Below are 17,517 nucleotides of genomic sequence, written 5' to 3'. Positions count from 1 at the left end.
AAAACGCGAGATAAGGATAAATATAGAGGAAAGCCTGTCATCCATGCCGAATACAACGTCAGGTGATAAATGATGATAACTATACAAGTACTGCAAGTACCCTCTGTGATACCCGAAGTATGCTGGGATCTTTTTCTGTCATCCGTCTCTGAGGAGCGGCGGGCACAGGCTTCTCGTTTTATACATCTGGCGGACACTTACCGCTCTGTTATGGGTGAAGTGTTAGCCCGTGTGAAGTTAAGCAAGTTGACTGGCCTAGGGCATGGAGAGATTACGTTTACCCGTAACAAATATGGCAAACCTGCCCTCACTCACGATGCTGATGTACAATTTAATGTCTCGCACTCCGGCGATTGGGTTGCACTGATTACCGGAAGTAAAGATGAGCTTGGTGTGGATGTGGAGAAAATAGCACCGATTGACCTGCAAATCGCAGAGCGTTTCTTCTCTTCATCAGAATGTCAATTATTGGATGGTAAGCCTGAGGTAATGAAGCGGGAGACCTTCTATCGTCTGTGGACGCTGAAGGAAAGTTATATCAAGGCTGTGGGCATGGGGCTCTCCATGCCACTGGATTCCTTCGCTATTCTTCCCCATGTTCAGCAAGATGGAGAACTTGATTGGCGATGCAACCATGACGGGCAAATCGTTAGGCATCGCTTCTACAGTCATCCTTTGGATGAACAGCATATGTTCGCTGCCTGTGCTGCAGAAGGCGAGTTGCCAAACCAGCCCGAAATCGTGACGCTGGAAAGTTTATACACTGAATTGGTTTAATTTGCAAAAGAGGACCCCTTACGGGGTAAAAAGGAGCGAATCTATCCGGTGGTAAAGATCCCCGGCGGTTCGCTCCTTTTATTTGTAAACCCATATAACTGTAACGGTACGATTAGTCGCGGCTCCGCAGCTTGCTGAGCAGACGAAGGATTTCAATGTACAACCATACCAATGTGACCATCAACCCGAACGCACCGTACCACTCCATATACTTGGGTGCTCCTTGCTCTGCACCACCTTCAATAAAGTCGAAATCCAGTACCAGATTAAGCGCAGCAACAATGACGATCACAACCGAGATGCCGATCCCAATCAGACTATTTTCATGCAGATATGGAACCGTAATGCCGAACAAACCGAGCACAAAGCTGAGCAAATACATAATCATGATGCCGCCTGTTGCAGCCACCACACCTAGTTTAAAGTTCTCCGTTGCTTTAATTAATCTTGTCTTATAGGCCATTAACAGAGCAACGAATACAGCCATGGTCAACAAAGCCGCTTGCAAGGTAATTCCGTTATACAAGGACTCATAACTTGCCGAAAGTGCACCTAGGAACATTCCCTCTGCTACCGCGTAGATCGGTACAAGATAAGGAGATACCACCGGTTTAAACGAAATAATCAGCGCCAGAATGAAACCCACAATTAATCCGCCATAAGCAAGCGGCATCACTTCTTGTCCGTTAAAAAACATCATCCAGGTTGCAAATGCACTGCCCAGCAAGATGATCAACGTGATGAACGCTTTGTTCACTGTGCCGTTAATCGTCATGTAATTCTGGTATCGATCCTCTCCATATCCTCTGTTCTCAAACGTGCTGTCTTTAAGTGTAGGATTACCACTACGACCGATCAACACAATCACCTCTTCTTATGTATTTGGTATATCTGTGAAACTAAGGGCCTAGTGCTACTTCCTTGAAATGTGAACTTTTCAGCTCCTATAACTTGTTACGTAGAACTATATTTGCGAAGAGAATGGAATCGGATGCAATCATGGATTACATCCTTTCCATCTTTACACACACCTAGGACATATGTCCTAAGTATTTCAAGCTTACTTACTTGCTTGTGCATCTTAAATAACTTGAATAACTTAAATAGCTTACCTGCTTACTTATACAGCACCTTGTCTACATTATACTTCGCCTGCATTGTGTTGATGATATAAGTCTCGTAAATTTCACGATCCATCGGATCTTCTACCAAGCAAACTTCAATCTTCGTGACTTCCTCACGGTGATTCTTGATTGGGGATACCGTATCTTCAAAATGCTTTTTGATTCGCGGTCTTAATTTTCGCGCTTTCCCGACAAATAACAACTCATCATCGGCATTATAAAACATGAAAATTCCGCCTTGCTCCCGTGTAATCAGGTGAAAATCCGTAAATCCGTAAATGTGGCTTAACTGCGGATTTTCCTGCTTTGTAATCGTCACATCTGGTGTTGGAACCGTAATCTGAATCATCCATTTCACTTCCTCTATATTCTCTAGAAATACATCCTAACACATATCATAATCCGACACCATTTCGAGTTAAATGAGGTACAATTCACGGAATTTTCGCTTTTGCGACAAATATTTCAAAAAAAAGGTTAACTTCCCTGATTCAAAGTGGTACTATAGGGGTATGAGGAAGAATTTGGGCACTGAGACATATGTCTTTGTATCCACACTCGTCTTATAGGCCTAACATGTTTTATCTTTTTCATACTGAATTCGGTGACGTGCACACGAGAAGAGTACAGTTAGTAAGAACCGTAGCTTTGTAGATTGTAGAATCACCATCTATACGAAAACCTATTGCAGCAAGCAATGAATGGCAATAATTAGCCTTTTAAAGATTTCTTGTAATTACAGCACCAAGTTTATCATCTAGAATTAGAATCATATAGATCGCATAGAGCATAGCAAGTAGATCCACGTAGAATTATATAGCAGGTATTTTCTAGAGACTAGTCAGAAACGTAACTGTAGCTAGAACAGGATAGCATTACACCCTTAGAATTGAACAAGTTTCACCTCCAGCCCGGCATATGAGCCAGGGCTTTTTCCCGTTGTGCGTACAACTCAGGCCACCTTAGTTGCGAAACAGAGGTATCGTGGTTCTTTCTGCTGGGTTTATAATATGGCAAGATACCAGTAGAGGGAGTGATGGGATGTATTCCGATCTGCAATTGACGGAGGACCGCCCTGTATATATACAAGTCAAAGATTATTTAAAACGATTAATGTTAAAAGGCGGTCTGCAACCCAATCAGAAGCTACCTTCGACCCGTGAGCTGAGCACGCTGATGAAGGTAAGCCGCAGCACCATTTTGCTCGCCTATGCAGAGCTTGAAGAGGAAGGGCTTATTTATGCGCTCAAAGGTAAGGGGAATTACGTCAGCACACTTATTGAAACACAGCAGACCAATGCAATACACTGGCAACTAGACTGGACAGCAGAGGTAAGCGATTATGCAATTCAGGCAGAGCAATATGATCTGATGAAACACGGCTCAGGAGCCGAGCGCGGTGAAATTTCTTTCACCAGCATCGCTCCGGATGAAAAACTGTTTGATCTTCAAAATGTGAAACGGGCCTTCTTGGATCGCATGTCACTTGAAGGAGAAGTTTTACTAAATTACGGCTACGCGCAAGGATATAGACCGCTCATGAATTATTTGCTGCACTATATGGAGAACAAAGGGGTCGACCTTGCGGGCAAAGATATTTTGATTACGAACGGGTTTACGGAGGGATTTGACCTGGTACTTGGGGCATTGCGCAAGAAGAGCGGCAAAGCACTCTGTGAGAATCCCACACATCACACAGCCATCAAAAACCTGAAGTTGCACCAGTTTCAGTTAACTGGTATCCATATGGAACCGGATGGCCTTGATCTGAAGCAGCTGGAGCAAGAACTGGCTGGAAGCGCGTATGATCTGGCATATCTTGTGCCCTCGTATCACAATCCGACCGGAATCGTGACTTCACCCGCAAAACGAACTGAAATTATACGTTTAATGAACGAGTATCGAGTTCCGATCATTGAAGATGGATTTAACGAAGAGCTTCGTTATTCGGGCTCCCATGTCTCGCCCTTGATCTCCAGTATGGGTAAGGGTAATGGCCTTGTCTATCTTGGCAGCTTCTCCAAAGTATTGTTCCCCGGACTGCGTGTGGGCTGGATTATCGCCGATGTCGCATTGATCGATTATCTCGAAAGCATGAAGCGGGCACGCAGTATTCATACGTCTACTCTGGATCAGTCCCTGTTATATCAATATTTGAGCAACGGCAATTTTGAAAAATACCTGAAACGGGCTCGTACCGAGTACAAGCGAAAATATGAACTCGCTGTGCATTGTCTGAAACGGCATCTGCCAATGTGCCAAATATCCGGAGCAGGCGGCCTGCATCTGTTTGTGCAGTTTCCACCAGAGGTGCGAACAAGAGAGTTGCTGACCGCCTGTAAGGTAAAAGGGGTAACCTTTACTCCTGGAGATACCTTTTATCTGGAGCCAGGTCAAGGGCTTCACACCATGCGGCTTGGATTCTCCAGAGTCAGTGACGAGAACATCCGCAAAGGCATCCGTATTATCGGAGAAACGGTTGCGAGTATGATGTAAGGAATTTAGTTAACTATAGGGAGGATTTTCACATGAGAGTCGGCGTTATTATGGGCGGAACATCTTCAGAGCGGGATATATCCCTGCTCACTGGACAGGAGATGATTGCGAACTTGGACAAAAGAAAATACGAGGTCGTACCGATTGAGTTAAATTCCAAACGGGATTTGATCGATAAATCGGACGGAATCGATGTAGCCTTGCTTGCCCTGCACGGTAAATACGGGGAAGACGGTACGGTGCAAGGCACGCTTGAATCCCTCGGCATTCCCTACACAGGCTGCGGCGTGCTTGCGAGCAGTGTATGTATGGATAAGGACATGTCCAAACGGCTCATGCGCCAAGCCGGAGTACTCACAGGAGACTGGCTCCAAGTGAACGGAATGCAAGATCTGTCCTCAGCGGCAGTCCAGCACTTAACGTACCCAGTCGTTGTCAAACCAAATTCGGGCGGCTCCAGCATTGGAACGCAGATTGTCCATGATCCATCATCCCTGCCTGCGGCGGTAGAAGCTGCTCTTGCCTGGGATGACAGTGTGATGATTGAGCAATACATTGAGGGTGAAGAGATTACCTGTGCAATTGTCGATGGTAAGATGTTACCCGTGATCTCTATTCATGCCAATGCTGCCTTTTTCGATTATGCAGCTAAATATGATGATAACGGTGCGGATGAGCAGGTCGTGCATCTCCCTTCTGAGTTGCATCAGCGCGTAGAAGCCGCTGCGTTAACTTGTTACAACGTACTTAAATGCAGTGTCTACGCCAGGGTGGATATGCTCATTCGGGAAGGTGTGCCTTACGTGCTAGAGGTTAACACCTTACCGGGGCTTACCCGGAACAGCCTGCTGCCCAAAAGCGCAGCCGCTGCAGGGATTTCTTTTGCCAAGTTGCTCGACACAATCATTGATCTGTCTCTCAAAGAACGTTCCGGGGAGTTGTCTCGTATATGAGTCTAGATGTAAATATCCGGCATAGCACCGATCAGGATTTGCAGGACATGGTGATTCTCATGGATCAGCTGGGATACCCAACAACCTACGCCGAGATGCAGGAAAGATACGCTCACATCGCCGCTGATGCCAATTTTACAACGTTGGCAGCCGAAGTGCGCGGACGTGTAGCGGGACTGCTCGGCATGCAGACATCCTATTCATATGAAAAGAACGGCAGACATTGCCGTATCATGGCACTGGTTGTTCATGAGCATTACCGCGGCTCCGGCATCGGCCGTCAGCTTCTACTCGCTGCTGAGCAGTGGGCAGCAGCACAGCAGGTGGACTCTATATCGCTAAACAGCGGTAATCGTGCCGATCGTGAAGCCGCGCATGCATTTTATCAGGAGATGGGTTATACCGCTGGCAGTACCGGATTCAGCAAAAAACCACAGCTGCTGCTACACAATTAAATGAGGTGTGGACGACCAGACACGACTGCCGCAACTTTATCGCGCGTATATCTCAGGATGCCATTCGCTGATATCTAAACCATAAAACATGCCCTCCCAAGCGCTAAAGTGGCTCGGAAGGGCATATTTATATTTCATTTTCTTATCTGATTGATATAGTACTTGGCAGATTGTGCACCGTCAATCGGAATGATGGCTCCGTTGATAAATGGCGATTCACCAGACAGCAAGAATGCAACCAGACGTACGACTTCCTCGGGATCACCCGGACGTTTGGCCGGGTTGTCCTTTACAAACTCTTTGGACGCCGGCTCCCAGTCATTCGGGTTAATCTGTTTGAATGAACCGATCACCTTGTCTGTCAGAATGGCTCCTGGAGCTACTGCATTGATGCTGATACCATGCTCCGCATATTCAATCGCAGCATCCTTGGTCATGCCAGCAACGGCATGTTTACTCGCCCCATAAGCGATCTGATTAGGCACAGCACGAATACCACCAAAGGAGGAGGTGTTGACGATGGAGCCCCCGCTTTGCTTTTTCATCACAGGAAGCACATGTTTCAGGCCATAAAATACACCTTTCAGATTAATGTCGATCACCTTGTTGAACATTTCGGTTTCATAGGTCTCGTTAACGCTGATTCGACAACTCATATGCCTCCATTAATCTCTCAATGGGAACGCCATTAATTTTCATTCCTGACACTTGGCAGGCCTCAAGCTCAACACCTGAAAGATCACAGTCGACAAAACGACTGTCTCTCAAATCACAATGTCTCCACTGCATTGGCACACGGTCTGCACCAAGATGTGTATCCTGAAACTGAACCCCGTCCAGCGCACAGAATTCAAACTTGGTGTTTGTTAAACGCAAATCTGCTAACAGCATTCCTGTCATATTCAAGTTCGTTAATTTGCTTCCACTCAGATTACAATCGGTGATGCGGCTGTTCTTCATTGTACTGGCGCTGTACCACATCGAATCCAGGTTCGCCTGAACGTGTTCTCGTTCCTTCACTGGATCATGCTGCCCGCTCCCGCCATCTATCTTCTTCTCATAACCATACTCAGACTCAGAGGCAGACATACGTACATATCCCAGCTTTTCGTAAAAATGATGATTACTCCGTTGCCGGCCAGAAGTCTCTAGCCTCCAGTGCCGAATATGAGGAAATGCAGTCTCCACCTGTCTGATTACTTGTGATCCTACACCGCGCCCTTGACAGACAGGGTCGATATAGATTCTATCCAGCCTTGCAATTTCATGTCCAAGCACATTTATGCTTACGCCACCAATCGCACAGCCATCTGCTTCCACCACATAATAGTCCCACTCGCGAATCACATATTCATGGAGGCGAACTTCGTTATAACCCGGAGGACAAAGATTGCTATCCACGTGCTGCTCTCCGTTCGCCCAGACGTGCATGGCATGATCAAAGGCACGTGTGCAGATTTCCGTCAACACAACGGCATCCTCGTGTTCTGCTCGGCGCAGGTTTATCGATAATGGTTTGGGTTTCATCCGCCCAGTGGCTTTCCCATTGGAGTGGGTGCTGTTAAGTTCAAAATAATCATAGACCTCCCCATCAGACAGGCATCTTCGATTCACATACTGGAAGCCTGTATGCTCCAGTACTTTGCGAGAAGCCGGGTTATATGTCTTCACAATGCCCACAATCCGGTTTAACGATGTATGTTCGAACAGATACGTCGTCAACGCTCGTACAGCTTCTGAGATATAACCTTTGTTGCGGTGATCGCGTGAAATGGCATAAGCTACCTCACGATCAGATGGATCAAGCATATCGTTTGGAAACACACCACACCAACCGATCAACTGCTGGCTCTCCTGATGAATTACCGCAAGCATAACCCGCACATCCTGCGGATTAAACTGTTTATAACTCCCTACAACAAACTGCAAAAATTCACTTAATTGCTCCTCAGTCATCTTCCAATCGGGTAACAGGTCGGTAATTTCAGGCTGATGTGTCAAGGTTGCCAGCGCGGCTTGGTCTTGCAAGGTAAAGGGACGTAACATCACTGTACTCGCAACAATCGTAAATCCATGATTCATATAAAACACCTCTTAGGGATTATTTTGCGATGACACGACAAAAAGGAGCACCTCCAATAGAGGTACTCCCGAATCGTTTCATCCTTTCAGATCAAACGCCGAAGCTCCTCGTAATGGGTCAAAAAAGGACAGACGTATCCCGTGTTGGTCTAACGGAATTTTTGCGCCTTGTTCTTTTCTACATCATTACGAGAAATCTGGCATTCTCTGAAATCCCCTTTCAATTCACGCATCGTTTATAGCTATCCACATTATATTATGGACGATCAATGAAAATCCAGCCTGTATCTTGTTCTTTTTCAATCGTGGCTCCCAGCGATTCAGCCATGAAGCGCAAAGGCACATAAGTCTTGCCGTTTTTGCCAACAAAGGCGGATTCCACCATCGTGACTTCTTGCCCCGCAACTGTTGCTTTCGGAGAATCTACCGTCAGTATGATCTCGTCTCCAGTGATGTCGTCAATGACAACGATCTGTTTCGAACCTTTCGTCCATTTCACTTCTGCATCCAATTGCTCGGACAGATACCGAAGCGGCACAAAGGTTGTATTTTTGACCGTCATTGCACCATTTTCTTCACTCGGATGAAGGAAGATACTTTTGGTTGTAATCTTCATCTCATTTTTCAGGAATTGATAAACAAACGAATTTGGATCAAAATTGCGAAGCACCTGACCCGGTGTAACTTCCCCTTCGGTCAGTTCCATCACACCACGGGAAGCATCCACTTCATCTATAGTGACCGCGCCGCCAATATTCCATAGCTCGCTGTCTGCGCTAACAGTTACAGCACGAACTGGCAAGTCTTCGGATGCAGGCACAGCAACCTTCAACGACATCTTTTGTTTACGAATATCCAGCTTGCTGTCGATGAAGAAGTCCATGTTCAATTTGGTTTCCGGACCAAATACCGTTTTCAGTTCAGTCGTATTTTGCAGCAGGTTGTTCAGCTCCTGATCATAGTTCACCAGAATGCTGTCCAAACCTTCTTTGATCATGGCATAGATGGATGTAACTGCTTCCTCCTTCGAATTAGGCACGATAGAAGTGATTCCTTCGTTCTCCATGCCTTCCAGACCCATATAGCTTTCAAATACAGGGTACAGCACATCATACAAGTCTCCAATCAACTGCTTGAGGCCTTGCTCATCCTTAGAGATACTTGTAAGGAACGGCTTAACCATCGCAAGCAGCTCTTCACCGTTAATCTCCATATGCAGCTTGTTCAGAGATAATGTTTCGCCATTTACAGCTTCCTGAACAGGGGTAACGGATATGTTTTTCGGATTGGATAGATGTTTCATGACAAAAGTTAATACCTTTGGAGAAAGCTCTTGCATCTGTTTCTCCAGCTCTTTTGTATCTATAGGAAGCAGCATCGTCTCAGCTCCCCCAAGTGTATCGAGAGATATGTAGACCGGTTTCTGTGCTCCATCCACATCGATGGTCATGCCCGACTTGTCCATAGACAGATGGAAAGGCAGTTTTGTGCCTTCAATACTCACTGATCCTTTGACCGATGCCGTATTCGTGTCCTTCATCTTGGCATGATCAATGTTGAGTGAAATGGAGTTAATACGTTTGATCATTTCGAGGTCTTCATCGGTTGCGAATTGTTTGTCCGGTTCTATGTTAATATGCATGGATTGTTTGGTTTCACCGGATTTTACCTTGGTGTTATTGACCATGGCTTGGCCAACATCAACTCCGCCCACAGCCTGACAACCTGTAAGAATAACCAGTAACAGGACAAGCGGTACTGCCATCCATTGGCTTAACTTTCGGCTCATAATTGGGATCTCCCCCTTAGCAAAATATGGTTCACTCCATATTATGAGGGCAGTTGGAAACAATGTAAACGGATACGCATAAAAATAGGCCAAATAGGCCGGAACACGTCCGGCCTTCTGGTTCTTCTATCACTCATATGTCATAACATGCGCGTGGAAACGTGCTGTTTCATGTAATATTTTCAGACTATTCCTGCTCCTGATCTGCCGCAGACTCTTCATCTTTCTCTTCATCTGCTGGTGTTGCAGGGGTCTCGAATTGATCCGGTTCATCGTCTTGGATCGCTTTGTTCTCTTCGTTCTGATTTTGTGTCATAATCGCTCTCCCTCTTTTCAGCGGAATATCATCAAGGCACTGCCTTGTTTGTATTAATAACCGGATGGTGCATAAATCAAACATGGTGTTGTGATTTCTGCAAGTTGATCGAAGTTGATTGAAATGGTTATATCTTTTTTGCAACATCCTGCCCTTTTAGAAGACGTAAAAGATAATCCCGTTGCCGTTCTCTACGGTAACCTGAAACAAAGCCTGAATCGTATCTATCGTTTGCACAATCTCCTGAAAAATCTCTTCTTCTTCCCAGCCTTCCATGACGGGATATACCCCTTCAGCCAGCATCTTGTCCAAGCTAAAACGTGCCCTCACATCCTCAGGAGTAAGCTGCTCCAAGGCCATGTACGCTTCAAGAACCTGCTTGTTATTAATCAAGAACAGATCCATATCGGAATAGTTCCCTAAATACTGCTGACTAGCAAGCGGCACAACGTATCCTAGCGGAGGTTCTCCATCCAACAGGTTACCGTTCAACGTGAACTGAAGCATCTGCCACGTTTTATCAATATCCAGATCGACCTGACAATCATGTACACTAACCTCTCCAGATTGAATAGAATTCAACAACTCATCGGTTACTACCACATATCTGCCCGACATGCCCATCGCGTTATCCCTCCTGACATTTCCTTCTATTGTTCCCCATTAACCGTGCATGTTACATCAGAATCGGGGTAAAAAGGAAAAAGGGCACCATAACGTCACCAGAAGATGCTCATGTGGGGAGAATAAACGAATCATTTCCAAGGAGGAGAACCGGATGAAAAAATTTGACTACAGTCTTAATTACGAGGAACTCGATCTGCGCAAGCAGCCTGAATTATATACCGTTGGCCGGGGCGAGCAAGGGGTACTCATGGTGGAACCTTACAAAAGTGAGATTCTGCCGCACTGGCGGTTCAAAACACCAGAAATTGCGACAGAGTCATCGGAGAAGATCTATGAACTATTTTTGGAGTATAAGAAGCAGGGGGATTTCATTGGCATGGATATGGCTCGCAAGTTTTTACAGATGGGCTACACTCGGGCGAGACGTTATACCAATCATAAAGGCGGGCGTAAATATTCGAAGAAGGATGGCTCGATCCTGCCTTATCAGAACGACCCGGTGAAGGCGGAAGCAGCAGCTATTTTCAAAGCGCAATGGGAAGTAGCGAAGAAAGACCCCGACTACGTGAAGATGATGAAGCAACATCGGGAAAAGTACGAGTCAGAGGAAGGCTAGGCGCATATTTGAAATCATTGACTTGTGGAAACATATGGTTCAGAATCTATCTTGTTACTGTTTACTTTTCACCACTATTTTGAAGAAAAGAGGCGCAGCCGACTATGACAGATTCGTTTATACAATTAAACACAGGCCAGAATACCAACATCAACGAATGTGCTCAGCTTCAGGTGACCATCAAGTGCACATCCGACCCCTCTGCCTTGGATGTTAGCTGTTTCATGGTAAACGAAGCAGGAAAAGTGCCGTCAGACGACTATTTTGTATTTTATAATCAGAAGGCAGACCCACATCAAAGTGTACTTCTGCAACAGGTAGAGGACTGGCAATCCACTTTTGTACTGGATACGCATAAATTACGGCAGGCCTCTGTAGAAAAATGTGTGTTCACGGCTACACTCGATGCGGGACATACATTCGCCAATGTTCGTACATGCCAGGCGGTTGTTCAAGCGGGTTCCCAGCAGATTACGTATGAAATTACTCAGGCTACCGCAGAAACAGCACTTATTCTCATTGAAGTTTATAAGCATCGTGACGGATTCAAAGTTCGTGCAATTGGCCGTGGTTTCTTTGGTGGATTGAAGCCGCTGGCAGAATCTTTCGGGGTGGAGATTGAAAGTAACGATGCCTCGGAAGCCGAACAGGCTCTGATCCAAGCACAAGCTGAAGTTGCAGCATCCTCTTCCCAAACCACTGCACCTGTTGCTGAATCAGTCCCGAGTCCTCCACCACTAAACTTGACCAAAATCGATCTTCTCAAGCATAAAGTAACCCTGTCTCTCCAAAAGAAAAAGGTCGAACCTATTCAGGCACGTGTTGCCGTTGTATTCGATGCATCAGGCTCTATGTACCATCTGTATCGTAAAGGCATCGTGCAAGAAGCCTTTGAGCGTATACTGGCGATTGCATCTGCATTTGATGATAACGGTGAATTAGACGTATGGTTCTTCGCCAAAGACTTCTTACGTGCTCCCAGCGTAACGGCACAAGATTTTGAGAATTATATTACACGTACATATACATTAGGAAGTAAAGGCGGTACCAATAACGAACCCCCTGTTATACAGGATGTCATTCGCAAGTACACCGTCGAGGAACCTAATGTAAAGATTCCAACGTATATTATCTTTTTTAGCGATGGCGGGGTGAGCCAAAAAGGAAAAATCTCGAAGCTTATTACCGAAAGTTCAACCAAAAATCTGTTCTGGCAATTCGTTGGCTTGGGGAGAGCCAATTACGGTGTTCTGGAGAATCTCGATGAGATGAAGGGACGTTTCATTGATAATGCTAACTTCTTCGCACTGGACGACATTTCAAAGATCAGCGATGAAGAATTGTATGATCGTCTGCTCAACGAATTCCCAAGCTGGATCAAAGAAGCTCGGGCCAAAGGCATTCTGGGCTAGAGGTTACAGCATTCATCCCCTCTGGCCAATTCAGATTTGTAGTTTTTCAGCTTTGCAATCTTAGAATCGTGGTCTTAACATGCTTCCGACAATTCGCAGCATGGACTTGCGTGGCATGAGGCGGGAGAACTGTGCTGTCCAGTAATTCCGGGCACCCGGTACTGCATATGGCTTGCCTTTCTCCAGTGCCCTCATGGCAACTTCCACGACATGCTCAGGTGTATCACGTTTGCCTACAGAAGCTTCATTAGCACCTACCACATCAAAGAACGGCGTCTCGGTTGAACCCGGACATAAGGCCAAAAATTGAACACCGCGCTTCCTGTTTTCCTCATATAACGCCTCTGTAAAAGAAAGTACAAACGCCTTCGTCGCACCATATACAGCCATATACGGATCAGGTTGAAAGGCTGCTGTCGAAGACACATTAATAACAGCGCCATTCTCCTTCTGTAACATGCCTGGCAAGAAAAGATGCGTCATGTTTGTCAAGGCCAATACGTTCAACATAATCTCATCCTGCTGCCGCGAACCTTGCACTTGTTCAAAGTATCCATAAGTAGCGAAGCCAGCATTATTGATCAGGATATCAATCTGTATTCCCCGTTTCTGGCATTCCTCATATACCTTGTGTGGTGCGTCTAATTCGGAGAGATCCGATACAATCACCTCGGCTCTCACCTGATATGTACGTTGTATTCGTTCTGCCAATTGTTCCAGTTTGGACTCCGTTCTTGCTACCAGTACAACATGGTTACCCCTTGAAGCCATTTCGAGTGCAAAAACTTCACCTATTCCTGAAGAAGCTCCTGTAATAAGTGCCCATTGATGTGGTTGTTTTATCATTTTTCATCCATCCTCTACATTGAGTATAAACATATGTTTTTATTAGGAAACAACGTTTCCTAATAGAATCATCGTAACCAAATCTCATGATTATGTCAAATTACATCTGTTATACTTAATTTGAGAACATCATGCCTACTCTGTCAGGTCGGATTAAATTGACGTGATCTGGCCTATAACAGTAGAATGACCATAAGAAAAGGAAATGCCATGGTTTCTGTTTAACAATAATACGGTTATGAGGATGAAATAAATGAAGGATATACTTTCGGGGTCCGCGGAATCTGCACATACAGTAACAACCTTTCAGGAAGCAAGGCTGCAACACTCGGATAATCTTCGGCAAAATGTTGTACATGCCGCTGCTGCTTTATTACAAGAACACGGACCCGAAGCTGTCACGGTACGCCGCGTAGCTGAACGCATGGAATGCTCTACCAAGATCATATATAATCTTTTTGGCAAGAAAGAAGGGTTAGCCAAACATCTATATTTAGAGGGATGTTCTCTCATGGCCCAGCGTTTTGAAGCTGTACCCCGGCAAGCATCGTTTGAACAATATTTCCGTGACCTGGCTTACGCCTATTGGGACTTCGGCATTTCTCAAACCAGCTTCTATCAGCTGATGTTTGGAGGTTCTTTTTCCGAATTCAAACCGGATGGAGAGACGTTACAGGGAACGGCGACTGCACTCAAGCAAGTGTCGGCGTTAGTTGAGGGAGCGATTGAACAAGGAAAGATTCAGGTGCAAGACCCCTTGCTTGCGGTGCGCATGATCTGGGCTCCCTTACACGGTGTGATTCATCTGTACCTGGGAGGACATATTGAAAACGAAGAAGCTGCCAAAACCCTCTATGACCATACGTTATCGATGGTCGTAGATTCCCTTGTGAGCACATCTGCGAATGGATAAAAACAGAATTTGTGCATACAGAAACGATTAAAGACAAGCATAAAAGGAGCCTATCCGTTGGTGTAATACACTTAGGATAGGCTCCTTTGCTATTCTATTTCCTGTGTGCATGGATAGATCGATTCATATCCAATACAACCCTCTTAGCGTCCTTATTCGTTCTCCGCTTCCCAGCGCGCGATTTCTTCACGAACTTTTGGCGCTACTTCTTTGCCAAGCAATTCAATGGCACGCATAACTTCATCATGCGGCTGTGTGCCGAGCGGAGTGTGCAGCATGAAACGTGTAATGCCAACCTCTTTGCGCAGATAGATGATTTTCTCAGCGACGGTTTCCACATCCCCTACGTACAATGCACCTTCCAGGCTGCGTGCCGCATCAAATGTTTCTCTGCCATAATGTCCCCATCCGCGTTCACGTCCAAGCTGGTTCATTACCGCTTGTGCAGGGCGGAAAAACTTTTCTACCGCTTCATCGGTTGTATCGGCAACAAAGCCGTGGGAGTGGGAAGCAACGGTTAACTTGGAAGCGTCGTGTCCAGCGTGTGCAGCAGCTTTTTTGTACAGCTCCACCAGAGGGGCGAACTGTTTCGGGCGGCCACCAATAATCGCAAGCACAAGTGGCAATCCGAGCAGACCTGCACGGACAACCGATTCCTGATTACCGCCACTGCCAATCCAGACCGGAAGCTTCTCCTGTACCGGGCGCGGGTAGATGCCCAGGTTGTTGAAGGAAGGGCGATGCTTGCCCGACCAGGTTACTTTTTCCGACTCCGTCAGTTTCAGAAGCAGATCCAATTTCTCGTCGAACAATTCATCATAGTCGCCCAGATCATAACCGAACAACGGGAACGACTCGATAAATGAGCCACGTCCGGCCATAATCTCTGCACGTCCATTCGAAATACCGTCGAGTGTCGCAAAGTCCTGAAACACACGTACTGGATCATCTGATGACAACACCGTTACCGCACTGGTCAAGCGAATGTTTTTCGTCTGCGAAGCTGCTGCTGCCAGAATGACCGCCGGAGATGAGGCTGCATAGTCCGAACGATGATGCTCCCCTACGCCGTATACATCCAGACCCACTTGATCTGCCAAAACAATCTCTTCCACCACATCACGAATACGTTGTGCGTGGGTTATTAGTTTTCCTGTATTAACATCCGGATTTGTTTCCACGAATGTACTGATTCCGATTTCCATAGTATGTTCCTCCCTGTGTATGAAGCGATCCGTCGTTCATCTAACCTATTGTAAGTAGATCACCTTTTGTTATTTACCTTTATATTGGACTATTTCGAGCAAAAATACAAGTACCCTCTGTTTCCAGAGGGCACTTTTCTTATTACATCAGGATCACTTTAGGAGTATTTCCATAGAGTTTAGATTAATAACGGCGCCTGTTTGTTTCATAAAATTGAAACCCAAAATCCCGTCAATCTCCAAACCATAATCCATGCTTCCGATCTCAATTTCAAAGTCTTCCACAACAGTTCCATATTCCGGAATCATTCCGATATCCATAACCACATCTGCGTTTAATAATGTACTAGCCGACCCTGTATCAAGAAGTACTTTCTTCAACGTAAGTTTTTTACCTCTGTAAACCAGTTGTACACTTATAAAGGGCAATCCATAAATATCTGCTATCTTCATCTAGGACCTCTTATTCCAACATACCTTTCTCTAGCCACAACTTCAGAACGTGAGGTATGAAAAAAACAATATTCCCGATTAGGTTCTTCCTGATGCAATTCGCTATATCGTTTCAAGGCCTTTGTTGAATCAGTAAATGAATCTATAACAGCCATTTCTTCAATATAACGTTGACCTTCTTGCGAATAGGCCTTCGTCGCTTCAAAAACAACCCACTCATTCGGGAAACGTTCTTGAACCTCTTTCCATTGCATAGTTGACGCCTCCGATTATTCGATACCTCCATTATATCATGCAATCTATCCATTCAATGAATTCACTAACCGAAAATTAAGCTATAGAAATGCTAGCCTTCTACAACTTCCTTCCGATATACAGCAGATGAGATGAGATTCCCAAAATGGAAGGGTCTTTGGCTGCCTCAATCATGTATTGGATAAGTCCCTGCTCCTCACCCTGTTCCTTCCAATAGTGCGACTGTTCATCTGTGAGCACTGCTTTCAGGCTGGAGGAACCAATCAACTGAACAGTCTCGAATCCGTGCTGCTCCATGAACGGCACAACATCCTGCACACGAAAATAGTATGCTCCCGTAAAACGCCCTTGATCCTGATGATCAAACGTGCCTCTTTCGACAAAAGACTGGATCGCGTCCATACTGTCATTGGGTCTCCAATGCTGCGGAGATTGCAGTGAGTTGATACTCATCCGCATCCGGGTCTGTACTGCCACAAACACAACGCCTCCCTGCTTCGTTACCCGATAAAGTTCACGCACTGCCGCTATCCGCGCTTCTTCCTTCTGCAGATGGTACAGCGGTCCAAGCATAAGCACCGCATCATAGGTGTCATCGGCAATCCCGTTCAGATGGGTCGCATCCAATACATGAAATCCCTCAAACTGCTGCGTCAGCCCAAACGCTTCGGCCTTTTCTCGTGCTTGTTCTACGGATGAAGGTGTAAGATCCGATAATGTAACCCTGTATCCCCGTTTGGCTAACTCCATCGCATATTTTCCCGGCCCTGCACCGTTATCCAGAATCATGCCGCTCGGCGGAAGATGTTCGCGAATATAATGCATGTTAATCATGAATTCAATAGGCTCACGCTCCAGCCTGCCCCACTCATCAAATCCAGAATAATATTGAATAATGCGGTCTCGATCTCTGTCCATCTCTTGCACACCTGCCCTTTTCTCCATATTAGGCCCTATAAACCAAAAAAGACCTGCCACCTCAGCTAAGAGGCGACAGGTCTGACCTTCGCGGTACCACTCTTTTTGATTCATGGAGTAGATCGACATCGTTTACCGTCCTATCCTTCCATAACATCTCATGACCTGATGACGGAGGTTACCCGTCAGGATCTACGTGAATTCAGTTCATCATATCCACCATTTGATTCAGTCCTTCGTTCGCTGAACCAATGAAGACATTTCTACAACTGCTCTTCGA

At 45.7% G+C, this 17,517-nt stretch carries 19 protein-coding genes; 7 read left to right on the top strand and 12 right to left on the bottom strand.

What is annotated here, in order from left to right; translation table 11 throughout:
• The first annotated feature begins 72 nt into the window (after positions 1-72).
• On the top strand, positions 73-777 hold the full coding sequence (locus tag ABIE27_RS05195; protein WP_161556897.1) for a 4'-phosphopantetheinyl transferase family protein: 705 nt from the start codon (positions 73-75) through the stop codon (positions 775-777).
• Positions 778-889: 112 nt separating this feature from the next.
• Here the strand turns inward: ABIE27_RS05195 and ABIE27_RS05190 are convergent, their stop codons facing one another.
• Both ABIE27_RS05190 and ABIE27_RS05185 read right to left on the bottom strand, forming a co-directional pair.
• Positions 890-1,636: a Bax inhibitor-1/YccA family protein gene (locus tag ABIE27_RS05190; protein WP_123063942.1), complete on the bottom strand. Its 747-nt coding sequence runs from the start codon at positions 1,634-1,636 to the stop codon at positions 890-892.
• Positions 1,637-1,893: 257 nt separating this feature from the next.
• Positions 1,894-2,250: a nucleotide excision repair endonuclease gene (locus ABIE27_RS05185; RefSeq protein ID WP_123063941.1), complete on the bottom strand. Its 357-nt coding sequence runs from the start codon at positions 2,248-2,250 to the stop codon at positions 1,894-1,896.
• Positions 2,251-2,942: 692 nt separating this feature from the next.
• On the opposite strand from ABIE27_RS05185, the gene ABIE27_RS05180 reads away from it, so the two are divergent.
• From ABIE27_RS05180 to ABIE27_RS05170, 3 genes are read left to right on the top strand one after another with little or no spacing between them, the layout of a single operon-like run.
• Positions 2,943-4,397: a PLP-dependent aminotransferase family protein gene (locus tag ABIE27_RS05180; RefSeq protein WP_123063940.1), complete on the top strand. Its 1,455-nt coding sequence runs from the start codon at positions 2,943-2,945 to the stop codon at positions 4,395-4,397.
• A gap of 32 nt (positions 4,398-4,429) precedes the next feature.
• Complete coding sequence (locus ABIE27_RS05175) at positions 4,430-5,350, top strand: D-alanine--D-alanine ligase (protein ID WP_429350044.1); 921 nt, start codon at positions 4,430-4,432, stop codon at positions 5,348-5,350.
• Positions 5,347-5,805 (top strand): N-acetyltransferase family protein, encoded by a 459-nt coding sequence (locus ABIE27_RS05170; protein WP_429350043.1) that lies wholly within the window; start codon positions 5,347-5,349, stop codon positions 5,803-5,805. The genes ABIE27_RS05175 and ABIE27_RS05170 overlap by 4 nt, the downstream gene beginning before the upstream one ends.
• Before the next feature lie 134 nt (positions 5,806-5,939).
• On the opposite strand, the gene ABIE27_RS05165 is transcribed toward ABIE27_RS05170, so the two are convergent.
• The 5 genes from ABIE27_RS05165 to ABIE27_RS05145 form a co-directional block, all read right to left on the bottom strand.
• Positions 5,940-6,461, bottom strand: a complete 522-nt coding sequence (locus tag ABIE27_RS05165) for an SDR family oxidoreductase (RefSeq protein ID WP_429350042.1) — start codon at positions 6,459-6,461, stop codon at positions 5,940-5,942.
• The gene (locus tag ABIE27_RS05160; RefSeq protein ID WP_429350041.1) at positions 6,439-7,887 is read right to left on the bottom strand and encodes a GNAT family N-acetyltransferase; all 1,449 of its coding nucleotides are present in this window, start codon (positions 7,885-7,887) and stop codon (positions 6,439-6,441) included. Before ABIE27_RS05160 ends, ABIE27_RS05165 begins: the two co-directional genes overlap by 23 nt.
• Positions 7,888-8,143: 256 nt before the next feature.
• Complete coding sequence (locus ABIE27_RS05155; RefSeq protein WP_123063936.1) at positions 8,144-9,676, bottom strand: copper amine oxidase N-terminal domain-containing protein; 1,533 nt, start codon at positions 9,674-9,676, stop codon at positions 8,144-8,146.
• A gap of 187 nt (positions 9,677-9,863) precedes the next feature.
• A complete protein-coding gene (locus ABIE27_RS05150) occupies positions 9,864-9,992 on the bottom strand; it encodes a hypothetical protein (protein WP_429350040.1) in 129 nt (42 codons plus the stop codon).
• 156 nt (positions 9,993-10,148) lie between these two features.
• Positions 10,149-10,616, bottom strand: coding sequence for a DUF1877 family protein (locus ABIE27_RS05145; RefSeq protein WP_123063935.1), 468 nt, complete (start codon positions 10,614-10,616; stop codon positions 10,149-10,151).
• Positions 10,617-10,770: 154 nt separating this feature from the next.
• On the opposite strand from ABIE27_RS05145, the gene ABIE27_RS05140 reads away from it, so the two are divergent.
• Together ABIE27_RS05140 and ABIE27_RS05135 are read left to right on the top strand one after the other, a co-directional pair.
• A complete protein-coding gene (locus tag ABIE27_RS05140; protein WP_123063934.1) occupies positions 10,771-11,235 on the top strand; it encodes a DUF4385 domain-containing protein in 465 nt (154 codons plus the stop codon).
• A gap of 104 nt (positions 11,236-11,339) precedes the next feature.
• Positions 11,340-12,647 carry a VWA domain-containing protein gene (locus ABIE27_RS05135; RefSeq protein ID WP_429350039.1) on the top strand — a complete coding sequence of 436 codons (1,308 nt, stop codon included), beginning with the start codon at positions 11,340-11,342 and terminating at the stop codon, positions 12,645-12,647.
• 60 nt (positions 12,648-12,707) lie between these two features.
• On the opposite strand, the gene ABIE27_RS05130 is transcribed toward ABIE27_RS05135, so the two are convergent.
• Positions 12,708-13,493, bottom strand: coding sequence for an SDR family NAD(P)-dependent oxidoreductase (locus tag ABIE27_RS05130; protein ID WP_429350038.1), 786 nt, complete (start codon positions 13,491-13,493; stop codon positions 12,708-12,710).
• 253 nt (positions 13,494-13,746) lie between these two features.
• Here ABIE27_RS05130 and ABIE27_RS05125 point away from each other — a divergent pair, with 253 nt between their 5' ends.
• Complete coding sequence (locus ABIE27_RS05125) at positions 13,747-14,406, top strand: TetR/AcrR family transcriptional regulator (protein WP_123063931.1); 660 nt, start codon at positions 13,747-13,749, stop codon at positions 14,404-14,406.
• 152 nt (positions 14,407-14,558) lie between these two features.
• On the opposite strand, the gene ABIE27_RS05120 is transcribed toward ABIE27_RS05125, so the two are convergent.
• The 4 genes from ABIE27_RS05120 to ABIE27_RS05105 all read right to left on the bottom strand — a co-directional run bounded on the left by ABIE27_RS05120 (position 14,559) and on the right by ABIE27_RS05105 (position 17,237).
• The gene (locus ABIE27_RS05120) at positions 14,559-15,611 is read right to left on the bottom strand and encodes an LLM class flavin-dependent oxidoreductase (RefSeq protein WP_429350037.1); all 1,053 of its coding nucleotides are present in this window, start codon (positions 15,609-15,611) and stop codon (positions 14,559-14,561) included.
• Between the two features lie 153 nt (positions 15,612-15,764).
• Positions 15,765-16,064, bottom strand: coding sequence for a hypothetical protein (locus ABIE27_RS05115; RefSeq protein ID WP_429350036.1), 300 nt, complete (start codon positions 16,062-16,064; stop codon positions 15,765-15,767).
• Positions 16,061-16,318 carry a hypothetical protein gene (locus ABIE27_RS05110; RefSeq protein WP_123063928.1) on the bottom strand — a complete coding sequence of 86 codons (258 nt, stop codon included), beginning with the start codon at positions 16,316-16,318 and terminating at the stop codon, positions 16,061-16,063. Before ABIE27_RS05110 ends, ABIE27_RS05115 begins: the two co-directional genes overlap by 4 nt.
• 100 nt (positions 16,319-16,418) lie before the next feature.
• Positions 16,419-17,237 carry a class I SAM-dependent methyltransferase gene (locus ABIE27_RS05105; protein ID WP_123064169.1) on the bottom strand — a complete coding sequence of 273 codons (819 nt, stop codon included), beginning with the start codon at positions 17,235-17,237 and terminating at the stop codon, positions 16,419-16,421.
• Between the last annotated feature and the right edge of the window lie 280 nt (positions 17,238-17,517).

It is taken from the genome of Paenibacillus sp. 4624, assembly GCF_050435065.1.
In the GTDB taxonomy this organism is placed as follows: domain Bacteria; phylum Bacillota; class Bacilli; order Paenibacillales; family Paenibacillaceae; genus Paenibacillus; species Paenibacillus amylolyticus_D.
This window is presented reverse-complemented; position numbering and strand designations above follow the sequence as displayed.

What these genes read in the sequence shown, in the direction of transcription:
- ABIE27_RS05135 (WP_429350039.1), top strand. Translation starts at nt 11,340, where the DNA reads ATGACAGATTCGTTTATACAATTAAACACAGGCCAGAATACCAACATC.
- ABIE27_RS05180 (WP_123063940.1), top strand. Translation starts at nt 2,943, where the DNA reads ATGTATTCCGATCTGCAATTGACGGAGGACCGCCCTGTATATATACAA.
- ABIE27_RS05105 (WP_123064169.1), bottom strand. Translation starts at nt 17,237, where the DNA reads ATGGACAGAGATCGAGACCGCATTATTCAATATTATTCTGGATTTGAT.
- ABIE27_RS05185 (WP_123063941.1), bottom strand. Translation starts at nt 2,250, where the DNA reads ATGATTCAGATTACGGTTCCAACACCAGATGTGACGATTACAAAGCAG.
- ABIE27_RS05170 (WP_429350043.1), top strand. Translation starts at nt 5,347, where the DNA reads ATGAGTCTAGATGTAAATATCCGGCATAGCACCGATCAGGATTTGCAG.
- ABIE27_RS05140 (WP_123063934.1), top strand. Translation starts at nt 10,771, where the DNA reads ATGAAAAAATTTGACTACAGTCTTAATTACGAGGAACTCGATCTGCGC.
- ABIE27_RS05175 (WP_429350044.1), top strand. Translation starts at nt 4,430, where the DNA reads ATGAGAGTCGGCGTTATTATGGGCGGAACATCTTCAGAGCGGGATATA.
- ABIE27_RS05155 (WP_123063936.1), bottom strand. Translation starts at nt 9,676, where the DNA reads ATGAGCCGAAAGTTAAGCCAATGGATGGCAGTACCGCTTGTCCTGTTA.
- ABIE27_RS05145 (WP_123063935.1), bottom strand. Translation starts at nt 10,616, where the DNA reads ATGGGCATGTCGGGCAGATATGTGGTAGTAACCGATGAGTTGTTGAAT.
- ABIE27_RS05150 (WP_429350040.1), bottom strand. Translation starts at nt 9,992, where the DNA reads ATGACACAAAATCAGAACGAAGAGAACAAAGCGATCCAAGACGATGAA.
- ABIE27_RS05165 (WP_429350042.1), bottom strand. Translation starts at nt 6,461, where the DNA reads ATGAGTTGTCGAATCAGCGTTAACGAGACCTATGAAACCGAAATGTTC.
- ABIE27_RS05130 (WP_429350038.1), bottom strand. Translation starts at nt 13,493, where the DNA reads ATGATAAAACAACCACATCAATGGGCACTTATTACAGGAGCTTCTTCA.
- ABIE27_RS05160 (WP_429350041.1), bottom strand. Translation starts at nt 7,887, where the DNA reads ATGAATCATGGATTTACGATTGTTGCGAGTACAGTGATGTTACGTCCC.
- ABIE27_RS05120 (WP_429350037.1), bottom strand. Translation starts at nt 15,611, where the DNA reads ATGGAAATCGGAATCAGTACATTCGTGGAAACAAATCCGGATGTTAAT.
- ABIE27_RS05115 (WP_429350036.1), bottom strand. Translation starts at nt 16,064, where the DNA reads ATGAAGATAGCAGATATTTATGGATTGCCCTTTATAAGTGTACAACTG.
- ABIE27_RS05195 (WP_161556897.1), top strand. Translation starts at nt 73, where the DNA reads ATGATAACTATACAAGTACTGCAAGTACCCTCTGTGATACCCGAAGTA.
- ABIE27_RS05125 (WP_123063931.1), top strand. Translation starts at nt 13,747, where the DNA reads ATGAAGGATATACTTTCGGGGTCCGCGGAATCTGCACATACAGTAACA.
- ABIE27_RS05110 (WP_123063928.1), bottom strand. Translation starts at nt 16,318, where the DNA reads ATGCAATGGAAAGAGGTTCAAGAACGTTTCCCGAATGAGTGGGTTGTT.